The 16,178-nt window shown below is 60.3% G+C and carries 17 protein-coding genes; 9 read left to right on the forward strand and 8 right to left on the reverse strand.

Annotated features, from left to right (window positions below; all coding sequences use genetic code 11):
- Positions 1 to 5 precede the first annotated feature (5 nt).
- Positions 6 to 812, forward strand: a complete 807-nt coding sequence (folE2, locus tag E6W33_RS18690; protein ID WP_136418835.1) for a GTP cyclohydrolase FolE2 — start codon at positions 6 to 8, stop codon at positions 810 to 812.
- A gap of 67 nt (positions 813 to 879) precedes the next feature.
- Here the strand turns inward: folE2 and E6W33_RS18695 are convergent, their stop codons facing one another.
- Positions 880 to 1,437, reverse strand: coding sequence for a cob(I)yrinic acid a,c-diamide adenosyltransferase (locus tag E6W33_RS18695; protein ID WP_136418836.1), 558 nt, complete (start codon positions 1,435 to 1,437; stop codon positions 880 to 882).
- 123 nt (positions 1,438 to 1,560) lie between these two features.
- Here E6W33_RS18695 and E6W33_RS18700 point away from each other — a divergent pair, with 123 nt between their 5' ends.
- The 5 genes from E6W33_RS18700 (at position 1,561) to glcF (ending at position 8,117) form a co-directional block, all read left to right on the forward strand.
- Positions 1,561 to 2,970, forward strand: coding sequence for an FAD-linked oxidase C-terminal domain-containing protein (locus tag E6W33_RS18700; RefSeq protein ID WP_136418837.1), 1,410 nt, complete (start codon positions 1,561 to 1,563; stop codon positions 2,968 to 2,970).
- A gap of 154 nt (positions 2,971 to 3,124) precedes the next feature.
- Positions 3,125 to 4,015: a LysR substrate-binding domain-containing protein gene (locus E6W33_RS18705; RefSeq protein ID WP_136418838.1), complete on the forward strand. Its 891-nt coding sequence runs from the start codon at positions 3,125 to 3,127 to the stop codon at positions 4,013 to 4,015.
- A gap of 303 nt (positions 4,016 to 4,318) precedes the next feature.
- Complete coding sequence (locus tag E6W33_RS18710) at positions 4,319 to 5,806, forward strand: FAD-linked oxidase C-terminal domain-containing protein (RefSeq protein ID WP_136418839.1); 1,488 nt, start codon at positions 4,319 to 4,321, stop codon at positions 5,804 to 5,806.
- Between the two features lie 8 nt (positions 5,807 to 5,814).
- Positions 5,815 to 6,882, forward strand: a complete 1,068-nt coding sequence (gene glcE / locus E6W33_RS18715) for a glycolate oxidase subunit GlcE (protein ID WP_136418840.1) — start codon at positions 5,815 to 5,817, stop codon at positions 6,880 to 6,882.
- Between the two features lie 2 nt (positions 6,883 to 6,884).
- Positions 6,885 to 8,117 carry a glycolate oxidase subunit GlcF gene (gene glcF / locus E6W33_RS18720; RefSeq protein WP_136418841.1) on the forward strand — a complete coding sequence of 411 codons (1,233 nt, stop codon included), beginning with the start codon at positions 6,885 to 6,887 and terminating at the stop codon, positions 8,115 to 8,117.
- 276 nt (positions 8,118 to 8,393) lie between these two features.
- Here glcF and E6W33_RS18725 read toward each other — a convergent pair whose 3' ends face one another.
- From E6W33_RS18725 to E6W33_RS18735, 3 genes are read right to left on the reverse strand one after another with little or no spacing between them, the layout of a single operon-like run.
- On the reverse strand, positions 8,394 to 8,879 hold the full coding sequence (locus tag E6W33_RS18725) for a glutathione peroxidase (RefSeq protein WP_136418842.1): 486 nt from the start codon (positions 8,877 to 8,879) through the stop codon (positions 8,394 to 8,396).
- Positions 8,876 to 10,012 carry a PilT/PilU family type 4a pilus ATPase gene (locus E6W33_RS18730; RefSeq protein WP_136418843.1) on the reverse strand — a complete coding sequence of 379 codons (1,137 nt, stop codon included), beginning with the start codon at positions 10,010 to 10,012 and terminating at the stop codon, positions 8,876 to 8,878. The genes E6W33_RS18725 and E6W33_RS18730 overlap by 4 nt, the downstream gene beginning before the upstream one ends.
- Before the next feature lie 58 nt (positions 10,013 to 10,070).
- Positions 10,071 to 11,114, reverse strand: a complete 1,044-nt coding sequence (locus E6W33_RS18735; RefSeq protein ID WP_136418844.1) for a type IV pilus twitching motility protein PilT — start codon at positions 11,112 to 11,114, stop codon at positions 10,071 to 10,073.
- Between the two features lie 79 nt (positions 11,115 to 11,193).
- Here E6W33_RS18735 and E6W33_RS18740 point away from each other — a divergent pair, with 79 nt between their 5' ends.
- Together E6W33_RS18740 and proC are read left to right on the forward strand one after the other, a co-directional pair.
- The gene (locus tag E6W33_RS18740; protein ID WP_136418845.1) at positions 11,194 to 11,898 is read left to right on the forward strand and encodes a YggS family pyridoxal phosphate-dependent enzyme; all 705 of its coding nucleotides are present in this window, start codon (positions 11,194 to 11,196) and stop codon (positions 11,896 to 11,898) included.
- Positions 11,888 to 12,712 (forward strand): pyrroline-5-carboxylate reductase, encoded by an 825-nt coding sequence (gene proC / locus E6W33_RS18745; RefSeq protein ID WP_136418846.1) that lies wholly within the window; start codon positions 11,888 to 11,890, stop codon positions 12,710 to 12,712. The genes E6W33_RS18740 and proC overlap by 11 nt, the downstream gene beginning before the upstream one ends.
- A gap of 8 nt (positions 12,713 to 12,720) precedes the next feature.
- On the opposite strand, the gene E6W33_RS18750 is transcribed toward proC, so the two are convergent.
- The 4 genes from E6W33_RS18750 to ubiA form a co-directional block, all read right to left on the reverse strand.
- Positions 12,721 to 13,020, reverse strand: a complete 300-nt coding sequence (locus tag E6W33_RS18750) for a YqjK family protein (protein ID WP_136418847.1) — start codon at positions 13,018 to 13,020, stop codon at positions 12,721 to 12,723.
- Positions 13,017 to 13,382: a phage holin family protein gene (locus E6W33_RS18755; protein ID WP_136418848.1), complete on the reverse strand. Its 366-nt coding sequence runs from the start codon at positions 13,380 to 13,382 to the stop codon at positions 13,017 to 13,019. Before E6W33_RS18755 ends, E6W33_RS18750 begins: the two co-directional genes overlap by 4 nt.
- A gap of 4 nt (positions 13,383 to 13,386) precedes the next feature.
- Positions 13,387 to 13,701 carry a DUF883 family protein gene (locus E6W33_RS18760; protein ID WP_136418849.1) on the reverse strand — a complete coding sequence of 105 codons (315 nt, stop codon included), beginning with the start codon at positions 13,699 to 13,701 and terminating at the stop codon, positions 13,387 to 13,389.
- 92 nt (positions 13,702 to 13,793) lie between these two features.
- Positions 13,794 to 14,648 carry a 4-hydroxybenzoate octaprenyltransferase gene (gene ubiA, locus E6W33_RS18765; protein WP_136418850.1) on the reverse strand — a complete coding sequence of 285 codons (855 nt, stop codon included), beginning with the start codon at positions 14,646 to 14,648 and terminating at the stop codon, positions 13,794 to 13,796.
- Positions 14,649 to 14,847: 199 nt separating this feature from the next.
- Here ubiA and ugpB point away from each other — a divergent pair, with 199 nt between their 5' ends.
- On the forward strand, positions 14,848 to 16,158 hold the full coding sequence (ugpB, locus tag E6W33_RS18770) for a sn-glycerol-3-phosphate ABC transporter substrate-binding protein UgpB (protein WP_136418851.1): 1,311 nt from the start codon (positions 14,848 to 14,850) through the stop codon (positions 16,156 to 16,158).
- The last annotated feature ends 20 nt before the right edge of the window (positions 16,159 to 16,178 follow it).

A 16,178-nucleotide genomic window follows, 5' to 3' on the forward strand; every position in this document is an offset into this window, starting at 1 on the left:
ACGCAATGAATACCCGCGATCTCAACCTCCACGCCATCCCCGATGTGCAAAGCACGGTCGACACGCGCCGCTTGTCGATCCAGCGCGTCGGCGTGAAAGGCGTGCGTTATCCGATCACGATCAGGACGGTCAATGGCGTGCAGCCCTCGGTAGGCACATGGAACATGTATGTGCATCTGCCAGAAGCGCAGAAGGGCACGCATATGTCGCGCTTCATCGGCCTGCTGGAAGACAATCGCGCGCCGCTCGATGTCGCGAAATTCGGCGGACTGCTGCGGCAAATGGTCGGATTGCTCGAAGCGGATTCCGGCCGCATCGAAGTGTCCTTCCCGTATTTCATCAACAAGATCGCGCCGGTGTCCGGTGTCGAGAGCCTGATGGATTACGAAGTCGGTTTCACCGGCGAGATCAGGAAGGGCGTGACAGAAATTTCACTGAAGGTGCTGGTGCCGGTCACCAGCCTCTGCCCCTGCTCGAAGAAGATCTCCGACTATGGCGCGCACAACCAGCGTTCGCATATCACTGTCACCGCGCTGCTGGACGGCGACCTGGCGGTGGATGAACTGATTGCAAGGATTGAAGAGCAGGCTTCCTGCGAGCTGTATGGCCTGCTGAAACGCCCCGACGAGAAGTATGTGACCGAGCGTGCTTACGACAATCCGAAGTTCGTCGAGGACCTGGTGCGGGACGTGGCAGGGATGCTGAATGCCGACCAGCGGATCGTGGCCTACACGCTGGAAGCGGAGAATTTCGAATCAATTCACAATCATTCGGCATATGCCCTGATCGAGAACGACAAGCGGGTGAAATAAACGCTTCGGCAGGCAAGGAAAAAGCGACGCATTGGCGTCGCTTTTTTTATGGCTGCGTAGCGGCCGGTCACACGTCCCGCTTGCGATCCTTTTCCCACAGCACATCGCTTCCGCCGGCAAACCGGTTCAATACGCGCGACAGCACGAACAACAGGTCCGACAGGCGGTTCATGTAATGCCGCAGGTTGTCATTGATTGTTTCGGTATTGCCCAGCGTGACGATCGCGCGTTCGGCGCGCCGGCACACGGTGCGGCACACATGCGCCAGGGCCGCGCCACGCGAGCCTGCTGGCAGAATGAATTCCTTCAGGCGCGGCAGATCGGCATTGTATTTTTCCAGCAGCGTGTCGAGGCGCGCGACTTGCGCTTCGGTGATCAGGGTGTAGCCGGGGATGCACAATTCGCCGCCCAGGTCGAACAGGTCGTGCTGTATCGTGACCAGTTCTTCGCGCAGTTCCGGCGGCAATTCCTCGCACATGAGCAAGCCGATATGGGAATTCAGCTCGTCCACCTCGCCCATTGCGTGAATGCGCAGGCTGTCCTTGCTCACTCGGCTGCCGTCGCCGAGTCCCGTGGTGCCGTTGTCGCCGGTGCGTGTGGCGATTTTGGAAAGTCGATTGCCCATGTTCGTCGAAGCGTAAAGGTAAAGACCAGAGGATAAGCCAAAATTGCGAGGGGTGGTGTCATCTCCATGTCAATGTACGGGGATTACCCCCGCGCGGTAGAATCGGAAAAAACGGAGACGACCATGAATCACTTCAGCCAGCCGACGGTATCGAAAAGACCTCTTCCCGAAGAGCTTGCGCTTGCGCTCGGCACCTTGTTCGAAGACCGCTTTTCCGTCTCGGAGGCCATGCGCGCGCATCATGGACGCGACGAATCTTCCTATGATCCGATGTTGCCCGATGCGGTGGTATTCGCACAGACGACCGAGGAAGTGGCGGAGGTGGTGAAGCTGTGCAGCAACTATGACGTGCCTATCATTCCCTACGGCACCGGCACTTCGCTGGAGGGCCACGTGCTGGCCTTGCGCGGTGGTGTGACCATCGATCTGTCGCAGATGAATCAGGTATTGGCGGTGCATGCGGAGGACCAGACGGCGACGGTGCAGGCTGGCGTTACGCGCAAGCAATTGAACCAGGAGATCAAGGATACCGGCCTGTTTTTCCCGATCGATCCTGGCGCCGATGCATCGCTCGGCGGCATGGCGGCGACGCGCGCGTCCGGCACCAATGCCGTGCGTTACGGCACCATGCGGGAAAACACGCTCGCCTTGACCGTCGTCACCGCGGACGGCCGCATCATCAAGACCGGCACCCGCGCCAGGAAGTCGTCGGCCGGTTACGATCTCACGCGCATTTTTGTCGGCAGCGAAGGCACGCTCGGCATCATCACCGAAATCACCGTGCGGCTGTATCCGCAGCCGGAAGCCGTGTCGGCAGCCGTGTGCTCTTTCCCGAGCACGGCCGACGCAGTCAACACGGTCATCCAGACCATCCAGATGGGTGTGCCCATTGCGCGCGTCGAATTCATCGACGAGAGCGCCGTGCGTTCCATCAACGCCTACGACAAGATGAGCCTGCCCGAAAAACCGCTGCTGCTGTTCGAATTCCACGGCAGCGAAAACGGCGTGAAGGAAAACGCGCAAACCGTGCAGGAAATCGCGGCGGAACACAATGCCAGCGGTTTCGAATGGGCAACGCGCCCGGAAGATCGTTCACGCCTGTGGGCGGCGCGCCACAACGCCTATTTCGCCATGCTGCAGATGCGACCGGGCGGGCGTGCGATCACCACCGATTGCTGCGTGCCGATATCGCGCCTGGCCGAGTGCATACTCGATACTCAGGCTGATTGTGAAAAGAATGACATGATTTATGCCATCGTCGGCCACGTCGGTGACGGCAATTTTCATGTCCTGATGATGGTCGATCCGCATGACGCGGACGACGTGGCCAAGGCCGAAGGCATCAACGCACGCATGGTGGCGCGGGCAATTTCAATGGACGGGACCTGCACCGGGGAGCATGGGGTGGGACTGCACAAGATGGACTTTCTGGTGCAGGAGCATGGGCCGGCGGCAATTGAGACAATGCGCGCGCTCAAGCATGCATTTGATCCCAAAAACATGTTGAACCCCGGTAAAATCATCCACTGGTAGCGATTCGGTCTGCAAACCTACTGCGCGACGCAATCTCACATCTGCGATGCTCGTCGTACCGCAGTACGACTGCGCTTCTCGATGCGACCTTGTGTCGCTCGCTACGGTTTTCAGACCGAATCGGTGGCCGCTCATCTTACTTCGAGTTTTCATTATGGCTATACGCCTCCCTCCGGTTCATGCCCTGTCCGCCTTCGAAGCGGCAGCCCGTCACGGTTCCTTCGCTGTCGCTGCCGAAGAGTTGTGCATCACGCCCTCGGCCTTGTCGCACCGCATACGCTTGCTGGAGGACTTTGTCGGTGAACGCTTGTTCCTGCGCGATGGCCGGGCGGTCAGTCTGTCCGAGTTCGGGCGGCGCTATCTGGATGTGGTGAAGGCGGCGCTGCGTACCTTGACCGATTTCCCCTTGCCGCACCGGAGCGCGCCTGCACAACCGCGCATCAAGGTCACGGTGCCGCCGACGTTTGCGCGATGCCTGCTGGTGCCGCGCCTCGAAGAATTCTCCAACTTGCATCCGGAAATCGTGATCGAGCTTTTCCTGTCGGTGCCGTTGTACGACTTGAGCCTGTCGGAGAGCGACGTCGAGGTGCGTTTCGGCGCCGGCAAGTATCCGGATATCGTGACTGAAAAACTGTTCGAGGAACCGACCTTCACCGTCGCCAATCCCAAGTACCTGGAGAAGATCGGCGGCCTGAAAGTGCCGGCCGATCTTCAAAAGGCGACGCTGCTGCGCTCGGCGCTTGAACCCTGGCAACCCTGGTTTGAAGTCGCGGGCCTGGATTGGCCTGAGCCCTCGGTCGGCCTGCGCTTCGACGACCTCGGCTTGCTGCTGGAAGCGGTGCGGCACGGCCTTGGTGTCGGACTGACGCGGCAACACTTCGCGCAGAATCAGATAGCCAGTGGCGAGGTGGTGCAGGTGTTCCCCAATATCGCCTTGAAAACACCGCCGCATGCGTATTACGTGGTGTATGAGCAGCATGTGCGCGATCGGCCCGAGGTCGGCGCTTTCGTCGACTGGCTGCTGAAAACGTTCCGCACGGCGTGAATTCGCATCGCGCTTCGCCGGAGCCTTGGCTGTCCTGCGGCGAACAGAGCTTGATATCGTTTCAACAAGTGCGGCCGAAAGCTTTCTCGGCGCGATGCAGGCTTGCATCATTCCGCGCATAATTGTGCTGGCCGACTCTTGGTCATGCAGAAATGGCAAGCCGTCAGATTGTGCACGGCGACTCGCCTGAAAAATATTCACCGCACGGGGCAAAGCTTTTCAGGCGCATAAGCGATGCAATAAGCACCCGTCGGCAAGGGATTTCGCTACACTCTTGCGAGCCGAACCAGTCAGGAACAGGACATGAACGCCCCCTCCCAGATTCAATTCACAATCGAACGTCAGCGCGAAGTCGTCAGCGCCCTGCGCGCACTTCTGCCCGAAGCGTGCGTGTTGTTCAATGAAGAAGACACCCGGCCTTATGAATGCGACGGCCTTGCGGCGTATCGCCAGTTGCCGATGGTGGTGGTCCTGCCCCAGACCGAGGCGCAGGTGATTGCCATCCTCAACACCTGCCGCGAACTCAAGGTGCCGATCGTGCCGCGCGGTGCAGGCACCGGTCTCTCGGGTGGCGCGATGCCGATTGCCGATGGCGTGGTGCTCTCGACCGCCAGGTTCAACAAGATCGTCAAGCTCGACCCATATTCCCGTACCGCGGTGGTGCAGCCGGGCGTGCGCAACCTCGCGATTTCCGACGCGGCCGCTGCGTACGACTTGTACTACGCGCCCGATCCCTCGTCGCAGATCGCCTGCACGATCGGCGGCAACGTCGCGGAAAACTCCGGTGGCGTGCACTGCCTGAAATACGGCTTGACGGTCCACAACGTATTGCGTGTGCGCATGGTCACCATCGAGGGCGAGGTGGTTGAACTTGGCAGCGAGGCATTGGATGCGGCCGGACTCGATCTGCTGGCGGTATTCATCGGCTCCGAAGGCATGCTTGGCGTGGTCACCGAGGTGACCGTCAAGCTGGTGCCGAAGCCGCAATCGGCACGCGTGATCATGGCGTCCTTCGACGACGTGGTGAAGGGCGGCGACGCGGTCGCCGAGGTGATTGCGGCAGGCATCATCCCCGCCGGGCTGGAGATGATGGACAGGACATCCTCGCGCATGGTCGAGCCTTTCGTGAATGCCGGCTATGACACCGAAGCGGCAGCGATCCTGCTGTGCGAATCCGATGGCATGCCGGAGGAGGTGGAAGAGGAAATTGCCCGCATGAGCGAGGTGTTGAAGTCCTCCGGCGCGACCGCCATCGCAGTGTCGCAGAACGAGGCAGAGCGCCTGAAGTTCTGGTCCGGCCGCAAGAACGCCTTCCCCGCCGCAGGACGCATTTCACCCGACTACTACTGCATGGACGGCACCATTCCGCGCAAGCGCCTGGCCGAAGTCCTGATCGCGATTACCGAGATGGAAGGCAAGTATGGCCTGCGCTGCGCCAACGTCTTCCATGCCGGCGACGGCAATCTGCATCCGCTGATCCTGTTCGATGCCAACAAGCCCGGCGAGTTTGAGCGCGCCGAGGCATTCGGCGCCGACATCCTCGAATTGTGCGTGAAGGTCGGCGGCACCATTACCGGCGAACATGGCGTGGGCATCGAGAAGATCAATTCGATGTGCGTGCAGTTCTCGCCGAAGGAACTGGAGGCATTCGTCGCAGTCAAGCGTGCCTTCGACGCAGCATTCCTGTTGAACCCCGACAAGGCGATCCCGACGCTGAACCGTTGTGCCGAGTTCGGCAAGATGCGCGTGAGCGGCGGACAAATGAAGTTTGCGCATCTTCCGCGTTTTTAGAGAATCTTATGGATCAGGCATTGCAACAATTCCGCGACCGGATCGCCTCGGCATCGGTCAGCAAGACTCCGCTGCGCATTCGCGGTGGCGGCAGCAAGGACTGGTATGGCCAGGACTTGCAAGGCGAGCTCCTCGACACGCGTGCGTATTCAGGCATCGTTGCCTACGAACCGACCGAACTGGTGATCACGGCGCGCTGCGGCACGCCTCTGGCCGAGATCGAGGCCGCGCTCGCCGAGCGCAATCAGATGCTCGCCTTCGAGCCGCCGCGCTTCAGCCCCGATTCCACCATCGGCGGCGTGATCGCCGCCGGCCTGTCGGGCCCGCGCCGTCAGGCGGTTGGCGCGGTGCGCGACTTTGTGCTCGGCGCCGTGCTCATGGATGGCAATGGCGAGATGCTGCGCTTCGGCGGTCAGGTGATGAAGAACGTCGCCGGTTATGACGTCTCGCGCATGCTCGTCGGTTCGCTCGGCATGCTCGGCCTGATCCTGGAAGTGTCCTTGAAGGTGCTGCCCAAGCCCTTCCACGAAACCACGCTGCGCTTCGAAATGCGCAAGACCGAATCCATCGAGCAACTCAACAAATGGGGCGGCCAGCCGCTGCCGATTTCCGCCAGTGCCTGGCATGGCGGCGTGCTCATCGTGCGCTTGTCCGGTGCCGAGTCAGCGGTCAAGGCGGCCATGCAAAAAATGGGCGGCGAAGAGGAGGCGCAGGCGGATGTGTTCTGGAATGAGCTGCGCGACCACAGCAATCAGTACTTCAGCGCGACCAATGGCCCGACTGCCTTGTGGCGCCTGTCGGTGCCGTCGACCATTCCGCCGCTGGCGCTGGAAGGCGAGCACCTGATCGAATGGGGCGGCGCGCAACGCTGGTTGAGAACGGAGCTCGATGCGGCCACGATCCGCTCGGTGGTCACGCAAGTCGGCGGCCACGCGACACTGTTCCGCGGCGGCGACAAGAGCGTCGGCGTCTTTCATCCGCTGGTGCCGCCGCTCGCCAGGGTTCATCGCAATCTCAAGAATGCATTTGATCCGTCCGGCATATTCAATCCGGGACGGATGTACAAAGAGTTTTGACCATGCAAACCAATCTCGCTGATTTCATCAGGAACACGCGCGCCGGTGATGAAGCCGACGCGATCCTTCGCAAGTGCGTGCACTGCGGATTTTGCACCGCCACCTGCCCAACGTATCAGTTGCTCGGCGATGAACTCGACGGCCCGCGCGGCCGTATCTACCTGATCAAGCAGGTTCTCGAAGGCAAGCCGGCCACCGCCAAGACGCTATCCCACCTGGATCGTTGCCTGACCTGCCGCAATTGCGAATCGACCTGCCCGTCGGGTGTGCAATACGGCCGCCTGGTCGACATCGGCCGCAAGATCGTCGAAGAGCAGGTGAAGCGCCCCATGTCGCAACGCATCGTGCGCGCGGTATTGAAGGAAGCCTTGCCGCGCAAATGGTTGTTCACGCCCGCGATGAAGACCGGCCAGCTGATGCGGCCCTTGCTGCCCAAGTCCCTGCGCAACAAGGTCCCCGCGCGGCAGAGCGCCGGCACTTGGCCGAAGGCGGAACACGCGCGCAAGATGCTGCTGCTCGACGGCTGCGTGCAGCCTGCGATGGCACCCAATATCAATGCCGCCACCGCACGCGTGCTGGACGCGCTCGGCGTGCAATTGATCGTGGCGCCGAAGGAAGGCTGCTGCGGCGCGATCCGTTTTCACATGAATGATCAGGATGGCGGCCTCAACGACATGCGCAACAATATCGACGCATGGTGGCCCTACGTGGAAGGCGGTGTTGAAGCAATCGTGATGACGGCCTCGGGTTGCGGCGTGACGGTCAAGGAATACGGCCATCTGCTTGCGCATGACGAGAAGTACGCGGCGAAGGCGAAACGCATTTCGGAACTGACGAAAGACCTGAGTGAAATCCTGCCGCCCTTCGAGCAGGCATTGCAGCAGAAGCTGGATGGGAAAATCAAGCAGCGCGTTGCCTATCACCCACCGTGCAGCTTGCAACACGGCCAGCAGATTCGCGGCAAGGTGGAAGGAGTATTGCGCGCGGTGGGTGTCGACGTCAGCCTGTGCAAGGATAGCCACCTTTGCTGCGGCTCCGCAGGCACTTATTCGGTCACCCAGCCGGAGCTGGCCTACAAGCTGCGCGACAACAAGATTGCGAACCTGGAAGCGACCAGGCCGGAGATGATCGTGTCCGCCAATATCGGCTGCCTCACGCACCTGCAATCGGGGACCGAGACGCCGGTCAAACACTGGATTGAATTGATCGACAAGGCATTGCTCGCGGCTCGCTGATATTCCGGCTGCGAATAATTGCCATGATGAATCGTGATTGGATTGATGACTGGTGCCTCCCTATACTGTGATCAAGCAGGTTGATCGTTGAAAGGAAGCATCATGAGTATCGTACCAGTCGTTGTTATCGGATCCTTGGTTGTGTTGGTTGTCGTTGAGGCGTTTGCATTCGGTTTCGTTAAAGGGAAGAAGCCTGACGGGCATGTGCGCAACTGACAATGCGCTGCCAACAAGGGGAAAGGGAGTGGGCAAATGGGCGGATGACGCCCATTTGTTTTATTCAGCGAGTAGCTTCTCGATATCCCGCATCAATTCCTTCGGCTCGGTCTGCGGTGCGTAACGCTTGTACACCGTGCCATCCTTCCTCACCAGGAACTTGGTGAAATTCCATTTGATTGCTTCCGAGCCCATGAGTCCGCGCGCCTCGCTCTTCAAGTGCTTGAAGAGCGGATGCGCATTGGCGCCGTTCACATCGATCTTGTCGAAGAGCGGGAAGCTGACGCCATAATTCTTCTCGCAGAAAGCACCGATTTCATCCGCTGTGCCGGGCTCCTGCGCGCCGAACTGATTGCAGGGAAAGCCGAGCACTTCCACGCCCTTGTCCTTGAACTGCTCATAGACGGCTTCCAGTCCCTTGTATTGCGGCGTGAAGCCGCAATTGCTCGCCGTATTGACGATCAGCAGGACCTTGCCGCGATACTTTTTCAGATCGACCGGCTTGCCGTCGAGGCTTGTTGCGTTGAAGTCGTAAACAGTCGTCACACGATTCCCAGATGTTCGGTTCCCTTGCTCAGGTCGCGGCCCTTCGCGTCCTTGCCCTGCAGCTTGATGGTCAGGCGCAGGTCATTGACCGAGTCGGCATTGCGCAGCGCGTCTTCGTAGGAAATCTTGCCGGCCTCGTAGAGGTCGAACAGTGCCTGGTCGAAAGTCTGCATGCCGAGCTCGCGCGACTTCTTCATGATTTCCTTGATTTCATGCACCTCGCCCTTGAAGATCAGGTCGGAAATCAGCGGCGAGTTCAACATTATCTCGACTGCGGCGCAGCGCCCCTTGATATCTTTCAAGGGGACGAGACGTTGTGAAATCAATCCCTTCAGGTTGAGCGACAAATCCATCAGGAGTTGCTGACGGCGTTCTTCCGGGAAGAAGTTGATGATCCGGTCCAGCGCCTGGTTCGCGCTGTTGGCGTGCAGCGTGGCAAGACAGAGGTGGCCGGTTTCGGCAAACGCGATCGCGTAATCCATGGTCTCGCGGTCGCGGATCTCGCCGATCAGAATCACGTCGGGCGCCTGGCGCAGTGTGTTCTTCAGTGCGGTGAACCAGTCGGCCGTATCGACGCCGACTTCGCGTTGCGTGACGATGCAGTTCTTGTGCGGGTGCACGTATTCGACCGGGTCTTCAATCGTGATGATGTGACCGTAGCTGTTTTCATTGCGATAACCAACCATGCCGGCCAACGTGGTGGATTTGCCCGAGCCGGTCGCGCCCACCATGATCACCAGCCCGCGCTTGGTCATCGCCACTTCCTTCAGCACCTCCGGCACGCCCAGGTCTTCCAGTTTCGGAATCGTGGTGGTGATGGTCCGCAGCACCATGCCGACACGGCCCTGCTGCACGAATGCCGACACGCGGAAGCGCCCGAGGCCGCCGGGACTGATCGCGAAATTGCACTCCTTGCTCGCTTCGAATTCCGCAGCCTGCTTGTCGTTCATGATGGCGCGCGCCAGTTCGACGGTATGCGTGGGCGTGAGCGGCTGGTTCGAGACCGGTGTCATCTTGCCGTCGATCTTGAATGCCGGCGGGAAATCGGCGGTGATGAAAAGGTCGGAGCCGTTCTTGCTGAGCATCAGCCGCAGCAGATCGTGCATGAATTTCGTGGCCTGGTCCCGTTCCATGGTTCTTCCTTCGTCGTTGCGGGCTCATCGCCCGCCTTGGTGTTGATCTTGATCGATTTCAGCCCGGGAAGTTTTCCGGAATCTTGGCGGCAGCGCGTGCGGCGGCCGGCGAAATCACATTGCGCCGTACCAGGTCGGTCAGATTCTGGTCCAGCGTCTGCATGCCGATGTTGCTGCCGGTCTGAATCGTGGAATACATCTGCGCCACTTTGGCTTCGCGGATCAGGTTGCGGATCGCGGGCGTGCCCAGCATGATCTCGTGCGCGGCGACGCGACCGCTGCCGTCCTTGGTTTTCAGCAGCGTCTGCGAGATGACTGCTTGCAGCGATTCCGACAGCATCGCGCGAATCATTTCCTTTTCTTCCGCCGGGAACACGTCGACGATACGGTCGATGGTCTTTGCCGCCGATGAGGTGTGCAGCGTACCGAACACAAGGTGGCCGGTTTCGGCCGCCGTCATCGCAAGGCGAATGGTTTCCAGGTCGCGCAATTCGCCGACCAGGATCGCGTCCGGGTCTTCACGCAGGGCGGAGCGCAGCGCGTTCTGGAAGGACATGGTGTGCGGACCGACTTCACGCTGGTTGATCAGGCATTTCTTCGATTCGTGCACGAATTCGATCGGATCTTCCACGGTCAGGATGTGGCCGTATTCGGTTTCGTTCAGATGATTGATCATCGCCGCCAGTGTGGTCGATTTGCCGGAGCCGGTCGGGCCGGTCACCAGCACCAGGCCGCGCGGCTTCAATGCCAGCTCGGTGAAAATCTTCGGCGCATTCAGTTGTTCCAGCGTCAGCACTTTCGACGGAATGGTACGCAGCACGGCCGCCGCACCGCGGTCCTGGTTGAATGCGTTCACGCGGAAGCGCGCCAGGCCCGGAATGGCAAACGAAAAGTCGCATTCGAGCACTTCTTCGTACGCCTTGCGCTGGCCGTCGTTCATGATGTCATAGATCATGCCGTGCACATCGCGGTGCTCCAGCGGCGGCAAATTGATGCGACGCACGTCGCCATGCACGCGTATCATCGGCGGCAAGCCGGCGGACAGGTGCAGGTCGGATGCGCCGTTCTTGACGGCAAAGGCGAGAAGTTCAGAAATGTCCATTTATAATCCCAGGCTGGCGTAAGCCGCAGTGACAATATTGATGCAATACCGGCAAGGTGTTGCCCTAAGCTAACTGATTATGTCCTCAATCTCCGACAACTTGCAAGCCGTAGAGGAACGTATTACCACAGCCGCGCGCGAGGCAGGACGCGACCCGCGCGAGGTTCGCCTGCTGGCGGTGTCGAAGACCTTCGGCGCGGACGCGGTCATCGCCGCGGCGCAGGCGGGCCAGCGCGCCTTTGGCGAAAACTACTTGCAGGAGGCGCTCGACAAGATGAGCGCGGTGCATGTCGCGCGGCCAGACTTGTTGCTGGAATGGCACTTCATCGGCCCCATCCAGAGCAACAAGACGCGGCCGATCGCGGAGCATTTCGACTGGGTGCATTCGGTCGAGCGCGAAAAGATCGCGCAGCGCTTGTCCGAGCAGCGGCCAGCGCATCTGCCGCCCTTGAACATCTGCCTGCAGGTCAACATCAGCGGAGAGGCCAGCAAGAGCGGCGTCGCGCCCGACGAAGTACTGGAACTGGCAAAACGGGTGGCGGATCTGCCGCGGCTGAAGCTGCGCGGATTGATGGCAATCCCGGAACCGGAGGGCGACATCGACAGGCAGCGCGTCCCGTTCCGGAAGGTGCGCATGCTGCTGGACGAGTTGCGTGCGCATGGACTCGACATGGACACGCTATCGATGGGCATGTCGGCCGACCTCGTCGCCGCGGTCGAGGGAGGTGCAACCATCGTCAGAATTGGAACGGCAATCTTTGGACAACGACACTATGCAAAATAACCTGAAAATCGCATTCATCGGCGGCGGCAACATGGCGACCGCGCTCATCGGCGGTCTGGCCGGCAAGCTGACCGCGGGAGAAAACATTCACGTCGTCGATGTCAATGCGGACGCCTTGCGCAAATTGCAGCAGCAGTTCGGCGTGAGCACGTCTCAACAGATCGATAGCGCGCTGGCCGACACCGACGTTGTCGTGCTGGCAGTCAAGCCGCAACAGATGAAGGAAGTGATCGCGCAGTTGAGAGCGCACATCCGGTCGCAACTGGTGCTGTCGATTGCAGCAGGCATTCGCGCACTCGACTTGTCGCGCTGGCTGAACGGTTACAGCGCGATCGTGCGCACCATGCCCAACACCCCGGCCTTGATCGGCAAGGGCATCACCGGCATGGTGGCATTATCCGGCGTGTCGACTGCGCAGCGGGATGCGGCTGACGCGATCATGCGTGCGGTAGGCGCGACAGTGTGGCTGGATGACGAAGGACTGATCGACCCCGTGACCGCCGTCTCCGGAAGCGGCCCCGCCTATGTTTTCTACTTCATTGAAGCGATGCAGCAGGCAGCGCAGGAAATGGGACTGACTGCCGAGCAGGGCACCCAGCTTGCGATCGCCACCTTCGTCGGCGCATCGCAGCTGGCGGCGCAATCGACCGAGCCGGTGTCGACATTGCGCGAGCGGGTGACATCCAAAGGCGGCACTACTTACGCCGCCTTGACCAGCATGGATGCAAGCGACGTCAAGGGCGCGATCGTCAAGGCGCTGAAAGCCGCTGCCTCGCGTGGCAAGGAGCTGGGCGAAGAATTCGGGCAGGACTGACGAATTGTTTAACCCGGCAGCAGCAATTGCAGGCTCGGCCGGAGCATTCGCCATGTGCGCAAGCCGGCCGATCCCAGCCGCAGGACAGATGACAGGCGGCGTGGCCGGATGGCGATCAGGCCCACTGCCGCAGCGGCGATCCATCCGGGATGCTGCCGGACACGATCGACAATCCGCAAGCCGACCTCGACCGAGTTCAGGTTATGGGTCAGCGGTTCGATTTGCAGCGCCAGATCGGCGCGCTGCAGGAGGCATTCGGCGATCAGGCGCTGCCGCCGCGCTGCCAGCATTTCGGCGCGTGTTCTCATAGCGGCGGCTGCAGCGCTTCGGTATCGCGCGACAACTCGGTCATCGTGTGTCCCAGCAGTTTCGGCTTCACCCGGAACTGCCGCTGCACGCGCAATCCGATCATCGCGCCGGCAAGCCCGAACAATGCGATGAGCGTCAGCAAGATGCCGATGCGATGCGTGTCCCAGTACAGGATCACGGCCAGAAAGACGGCGAGCACCACGGCGATGCCAAGACAAAACATCGCCGCGAGCGACATCAGCAGATAGGAAAAATAGCGCAGCGATTCTTCCTCGACTTCTGTCGCCGCCAGTTCCACGCGCGTCTGGACAACGGCAAGCAGCGTGGCCGCCAGCCGCGCTACCGATTCTGCAATCACCATGCTGTCAGCGGCGGCCGAGCCAGAGGCCGATCACCAGGCCGGCGAGGGCGCCGACGCCGACCGACTGCCAAGGGTGGGACTGTACGTATTGATCGGTGGTATCGATGGCGTCACGCGCGCCGGCGCTGATGCTTTCTTCCAGTGAGGACAAACCGCTTTTGGCGCTGGTCAAGGTGGATTCGAAGCGGGCGCGTGCCATGCGATACCCGTCGTCGACTTGCTGACTGGTGTTTCTGAGCAGGTCTTCCGCATCCTTGATCACCAGCCTCAGATCGTCGAGCAAACGATCCCGCACCATACTGCGTCCGTTGGATTCCATGCCATGCCTCCTGTGGTTGAGATGCGCTTCTTGCAGTGTAAGCAACGGGAGGATGGCGATTTTGCGCGGTGTCAAACACTGTCGGCTGATCACTAGCGCATCGCGTAGTCGAGAGCGATCCCTGCAAAGAAGGCAGCACCGAGCCAGTTGTTGTGGCGAAACGCCGCGAAGCAGCCCATGCGGTCCCGTGTGCGGATCAGCGTGTAGTGATACAGCGCGCAGGCGGTGGCAACAATCATTCCGCCCGTGAACCAGGCGCGCAGCCCATATTGCCAGCCGACCAGCAGGATGATCGCAAAGGTGATCGCATAGCACAGCATGACCGCCATCACGTCGAAGCGGCCGAAGGTGATGGCGGAGGTTTTGATGCCGATCTTCAGGTCGTCGTCGCGATCGACCATTGCGTATTCGGTATCGTAGGCGATGGCCCAGAAGATGTTGGCGGCAAGCAGCAGCCACGCCGCCGGCGGCACCGTATTCAGGACGGCGGCGAAGGCCATCGGAATGCCGAAGCCGAACGCAATGCCAAGATAGGCCTGCGGAATCGCGAAGAAGCGCTTGAAATACGGATAGCTTGCGGCAATCAGCACGGCGGCCACCGACAGCTCCTTGGTGAGCATATTGAGTGGCAGGATCAACGCAAAGGAAATCAGCGCGAGCACCGCAGCGACCAGGACGGCCTCCCACGGCGCGATCCTGCCGCTGGTCAGGGGGCGTTCTGCCGTGCGCTTCACATGTTTGTCGAAATCGCGGTCGGCAAAGTCGTTGATCGCGCAACCCGCCGAACGCATCAGCACCGTCCCCAGCGTGAAAATCAGCACCAGCTTCCAGTCCGGTTTGCCTTGCGAGGCGAACCACAGGGCGGCCAGCGTCGGCCACAGCAGGAGCAGGATGCCGATCGGCTTGTCGAGCCGGACGAGGCGGGCATACAGGGCAAGGCGGTTCATGTCGTGGAATGAATGAAAACGAAAAGAGGGAATGACAACAAAGAATCTTGTGAAAGGGCTAAACTTCGCTCCTGCGTTTCAAATTGCTGCGCTGAAATCGCGTTGACACCGAATTATAAGCGTCGCGAGCATGGTTTCGTTTATCGTTATGCAACTGTCATATCACCTTCGTGCGTCCACAAAAAGGGCAGGAGAAAAGATGCGCCGCCATATCAAGTCGCTGGTCGCAGGATCGCTGTGCGCCCTGATGGCGGGATCTGCCTGCGCCAAAACCGAAATCGTCTGGTGGCATTCCATGACCGGCGCGCTCGGCGACCGGGCTGCGGGACTCGCCGACAAATTCAACAAGAGTCAGCATGCCTATAAAATCACGCCGGTCTTCAAGGGGAGCTACGACGAAGCGATGACGGCCGCCATTGCCGGCTATCGCGCGGGAAAGGCGCCGAACATTCTTCAGGTGCCGGAAGTCGGTACCGCCGCCATGCTGCATTCGAAAGGTGCCATCGTTCCGGTATCGAAGGTGATGCAGATCGCCGGTGAAAGATTCAATCCTTCAATCTATGTGCCCGCGCTTGCCGGCTACTACATGTCGCCGGAAGGGGCGATGCTGTCCTTCCCGTTCAACAGTTCGACCGCCGTGTTCTATTACAACAAGGACATGTTCGCAAAAGCGGGACTCGACCCGGACAAGGCGCCCGTCACTTGGCCGGAGGTGCTGTCGGCTGCGGCCAAGCTGAAAGTCAGCGGCGAGGAATGCGCCTACACCAGTGGCTGGCAATCGTGGGTGCATCTGGAGAATTTCTCGGCCTGGCACAACGTGGAATTCGCCTCCGGGAACAATGGGTTCGCGGGCAATCACTCCCGCCTCAAATTCAACAGCCCTCTGCACGTGAAACATATCGACACCCTGGCAAACTGGGCACGCCAGGGCTACTTCACCTATGCCGGTCCCAGGAATGAAGCGGAAGCCATGTTTTATTCCGGCGAGTGTGCGATGCTCACTTCCTCCAGTGCGGCCTATGCCAACATCCGCAAGAATGCCAAATTCAGGTTTGGCGTCGCGGCGCTGCCGTATTACGCCAGAGTGCATGGCGCGCCGCAAAACACGATCGTCGGCGGCACCTCGCTGTGGGTCATGAGCGGCAAGAAAACCGTCGAATACAAAGCTGTCGCCAGGTTCTTCAAGTTCCTGTCCAGGCCGGAAATCCAGGCAAAGTGGCACCAGGAAACCGGCTATCTGCCGCTGACCACGGCTGCCTACGAGCTCACGAAGAAATCGGGTTTCTATGAAAATTCGCCCGGCCAGGAAGTGGCCGTTCGGCAAATGCTCGTCAAGCCTACGCCGAAATCGCGCGGCATACGTCTAGGCAATTTCGTGCGGATTCGCGCCATCATCGATGAAGAGCTGGAACTGGCATGGAGCGGCAAGAAGACCGCAAAGGATGCGCTCGACACGGCGGTCAAGCGCGGCAACGAGTTGCTGGTGCAGTTCGAGAAGACAAGAAAATAGGCTGCCTGTTGCAGGCAGCC

This window comes from Herbaspirillum sp. ST 5-3, from assembly GCF_004804275.1.
Taxonomy (GTDB): Bacteria; Pseudomonadota; Gammaproteobacteria; order Burkholderiales; family Burkholderiaceae_D; genus Noviherbaspirillum.

What these genes read in the sequence shown, in the direction of transcription:
- folE2 (WP_136418835.1), top strand. Translation starts at nt 6, where the DNA reads ATGAATACCCGCGATCTCAACCTCCACGCCATCCCCGATGTGCAAAGC.
- E6W33_RS18755 (WP_136418848.1), bottom strand. Translation starts at nt 13,382, where the DNA reads ATGGTGATTGCAGAATCGGTAGCGCGGCTGGCGGCCACGCTGCTTGCC.
- E6W33_RS18740 (WP_136418845.1), top strand. Translation starts at nt 11,194, where the DNA reads ATGTCCTCAATCTCCGACAACTTGCAAGCCGTAGAGGAACGTATTACC.
- E6W33_RS18730 (WP_136418843.1), bottom strand. Translation starts at nt 10,012, where the DNA reads ATGGAACGGGACCAGGCCACGAAATTCATGCACGATCTGCTGCGGCTG.
- glcE (WP_136418840.1), top strand. Translation starts at nt 5,815, where the DNA reads ATGGATCAGGCATTGCAACAATTCCGCGACCGGATCGCCTCGGCATCG.
- ugpB (WP_136418851.1), top strand. Translation starts at nt 14,848, where the DNA reads ATGCGCCGCCATATCAAGTCGCTGGTCGCAGGATCGCTGTGCGCCCTG.
- proC (WP_136418846.1), top strand. Translation starts at nt 11,888, where the DNA reads ATGCAAAATAACCTGAAAATCGCATTCATCGGCGGCGGCAACATGGCG.
- E6W33_RS18695 (WP_136418836.1), bottom strand. Translation starts at nt 1,437, where the DNA reads ATGGGCAATCGACTTTCCAAAATCGCCACACGCACCGGCGACAACGGC.
- E6W33_RS18760 (WP_136418849.1), bottom strand. Translation starts at nt 13,701, where the DNA reads ATGGAATCCAACGGACGCAGTATGGTGCGGGATCGTTTGCTCGACGAT.
- E6W33_RS18700 (WP_136418837.1), top strand. Translation starts at nt 1,561, where the DNA reads ATGAATCACTTCAGCCAGCCGACGGTATCGAAAAGACCTCTTCCCGAA.
- glcF (WP_136418841.1), top strand. Translation starts at nt 6,885, where the DNA reads ATGCAAACCAATCTCGCTGATTTCATCAGGAACACGCGCGCCGGTGAT.
- E6W33_RS18735 (WP_136418844.1), bottom strand. Translation starts at nt 11,114, where the DNA reads ATGGACATTTCTGAACTTCTCGCCTTTGCCGTCAAGAACGGCGCATCC.
- ubiA (WP_136418850.1), bottom strand. Translation starts at nt 14,648, where the DNA reads ATGAACCGCCTTGCCCTGTATGCCCGCCTCGTCCGGCTCGACAAGCCG.
- E6W33_RS18705 (WP_136418838.1), top strand. Translation starts at nt 3,125, where the DNA reads ATGGCTATACGCCTCCCTCCGGTTCATGCCCTGTCCGCCTTCGAAGCG.
- E6W33_RS18710 (WP_136418839.1), top strand. Translation starts at nt 4,319, where the DNA reads ATGAACGCCCCCTCCCAGATTCAATTCACAATCGAACGTCAGCGCGAA.
- E6W33_RS18750 (WP_136418847.1), bottom strand. Translation starts at nt 13,020, where the DNA reads ATGAGAACACGCGCCGAAATGCTGGCAGCGCGGCGGCAGCGCCTGATC.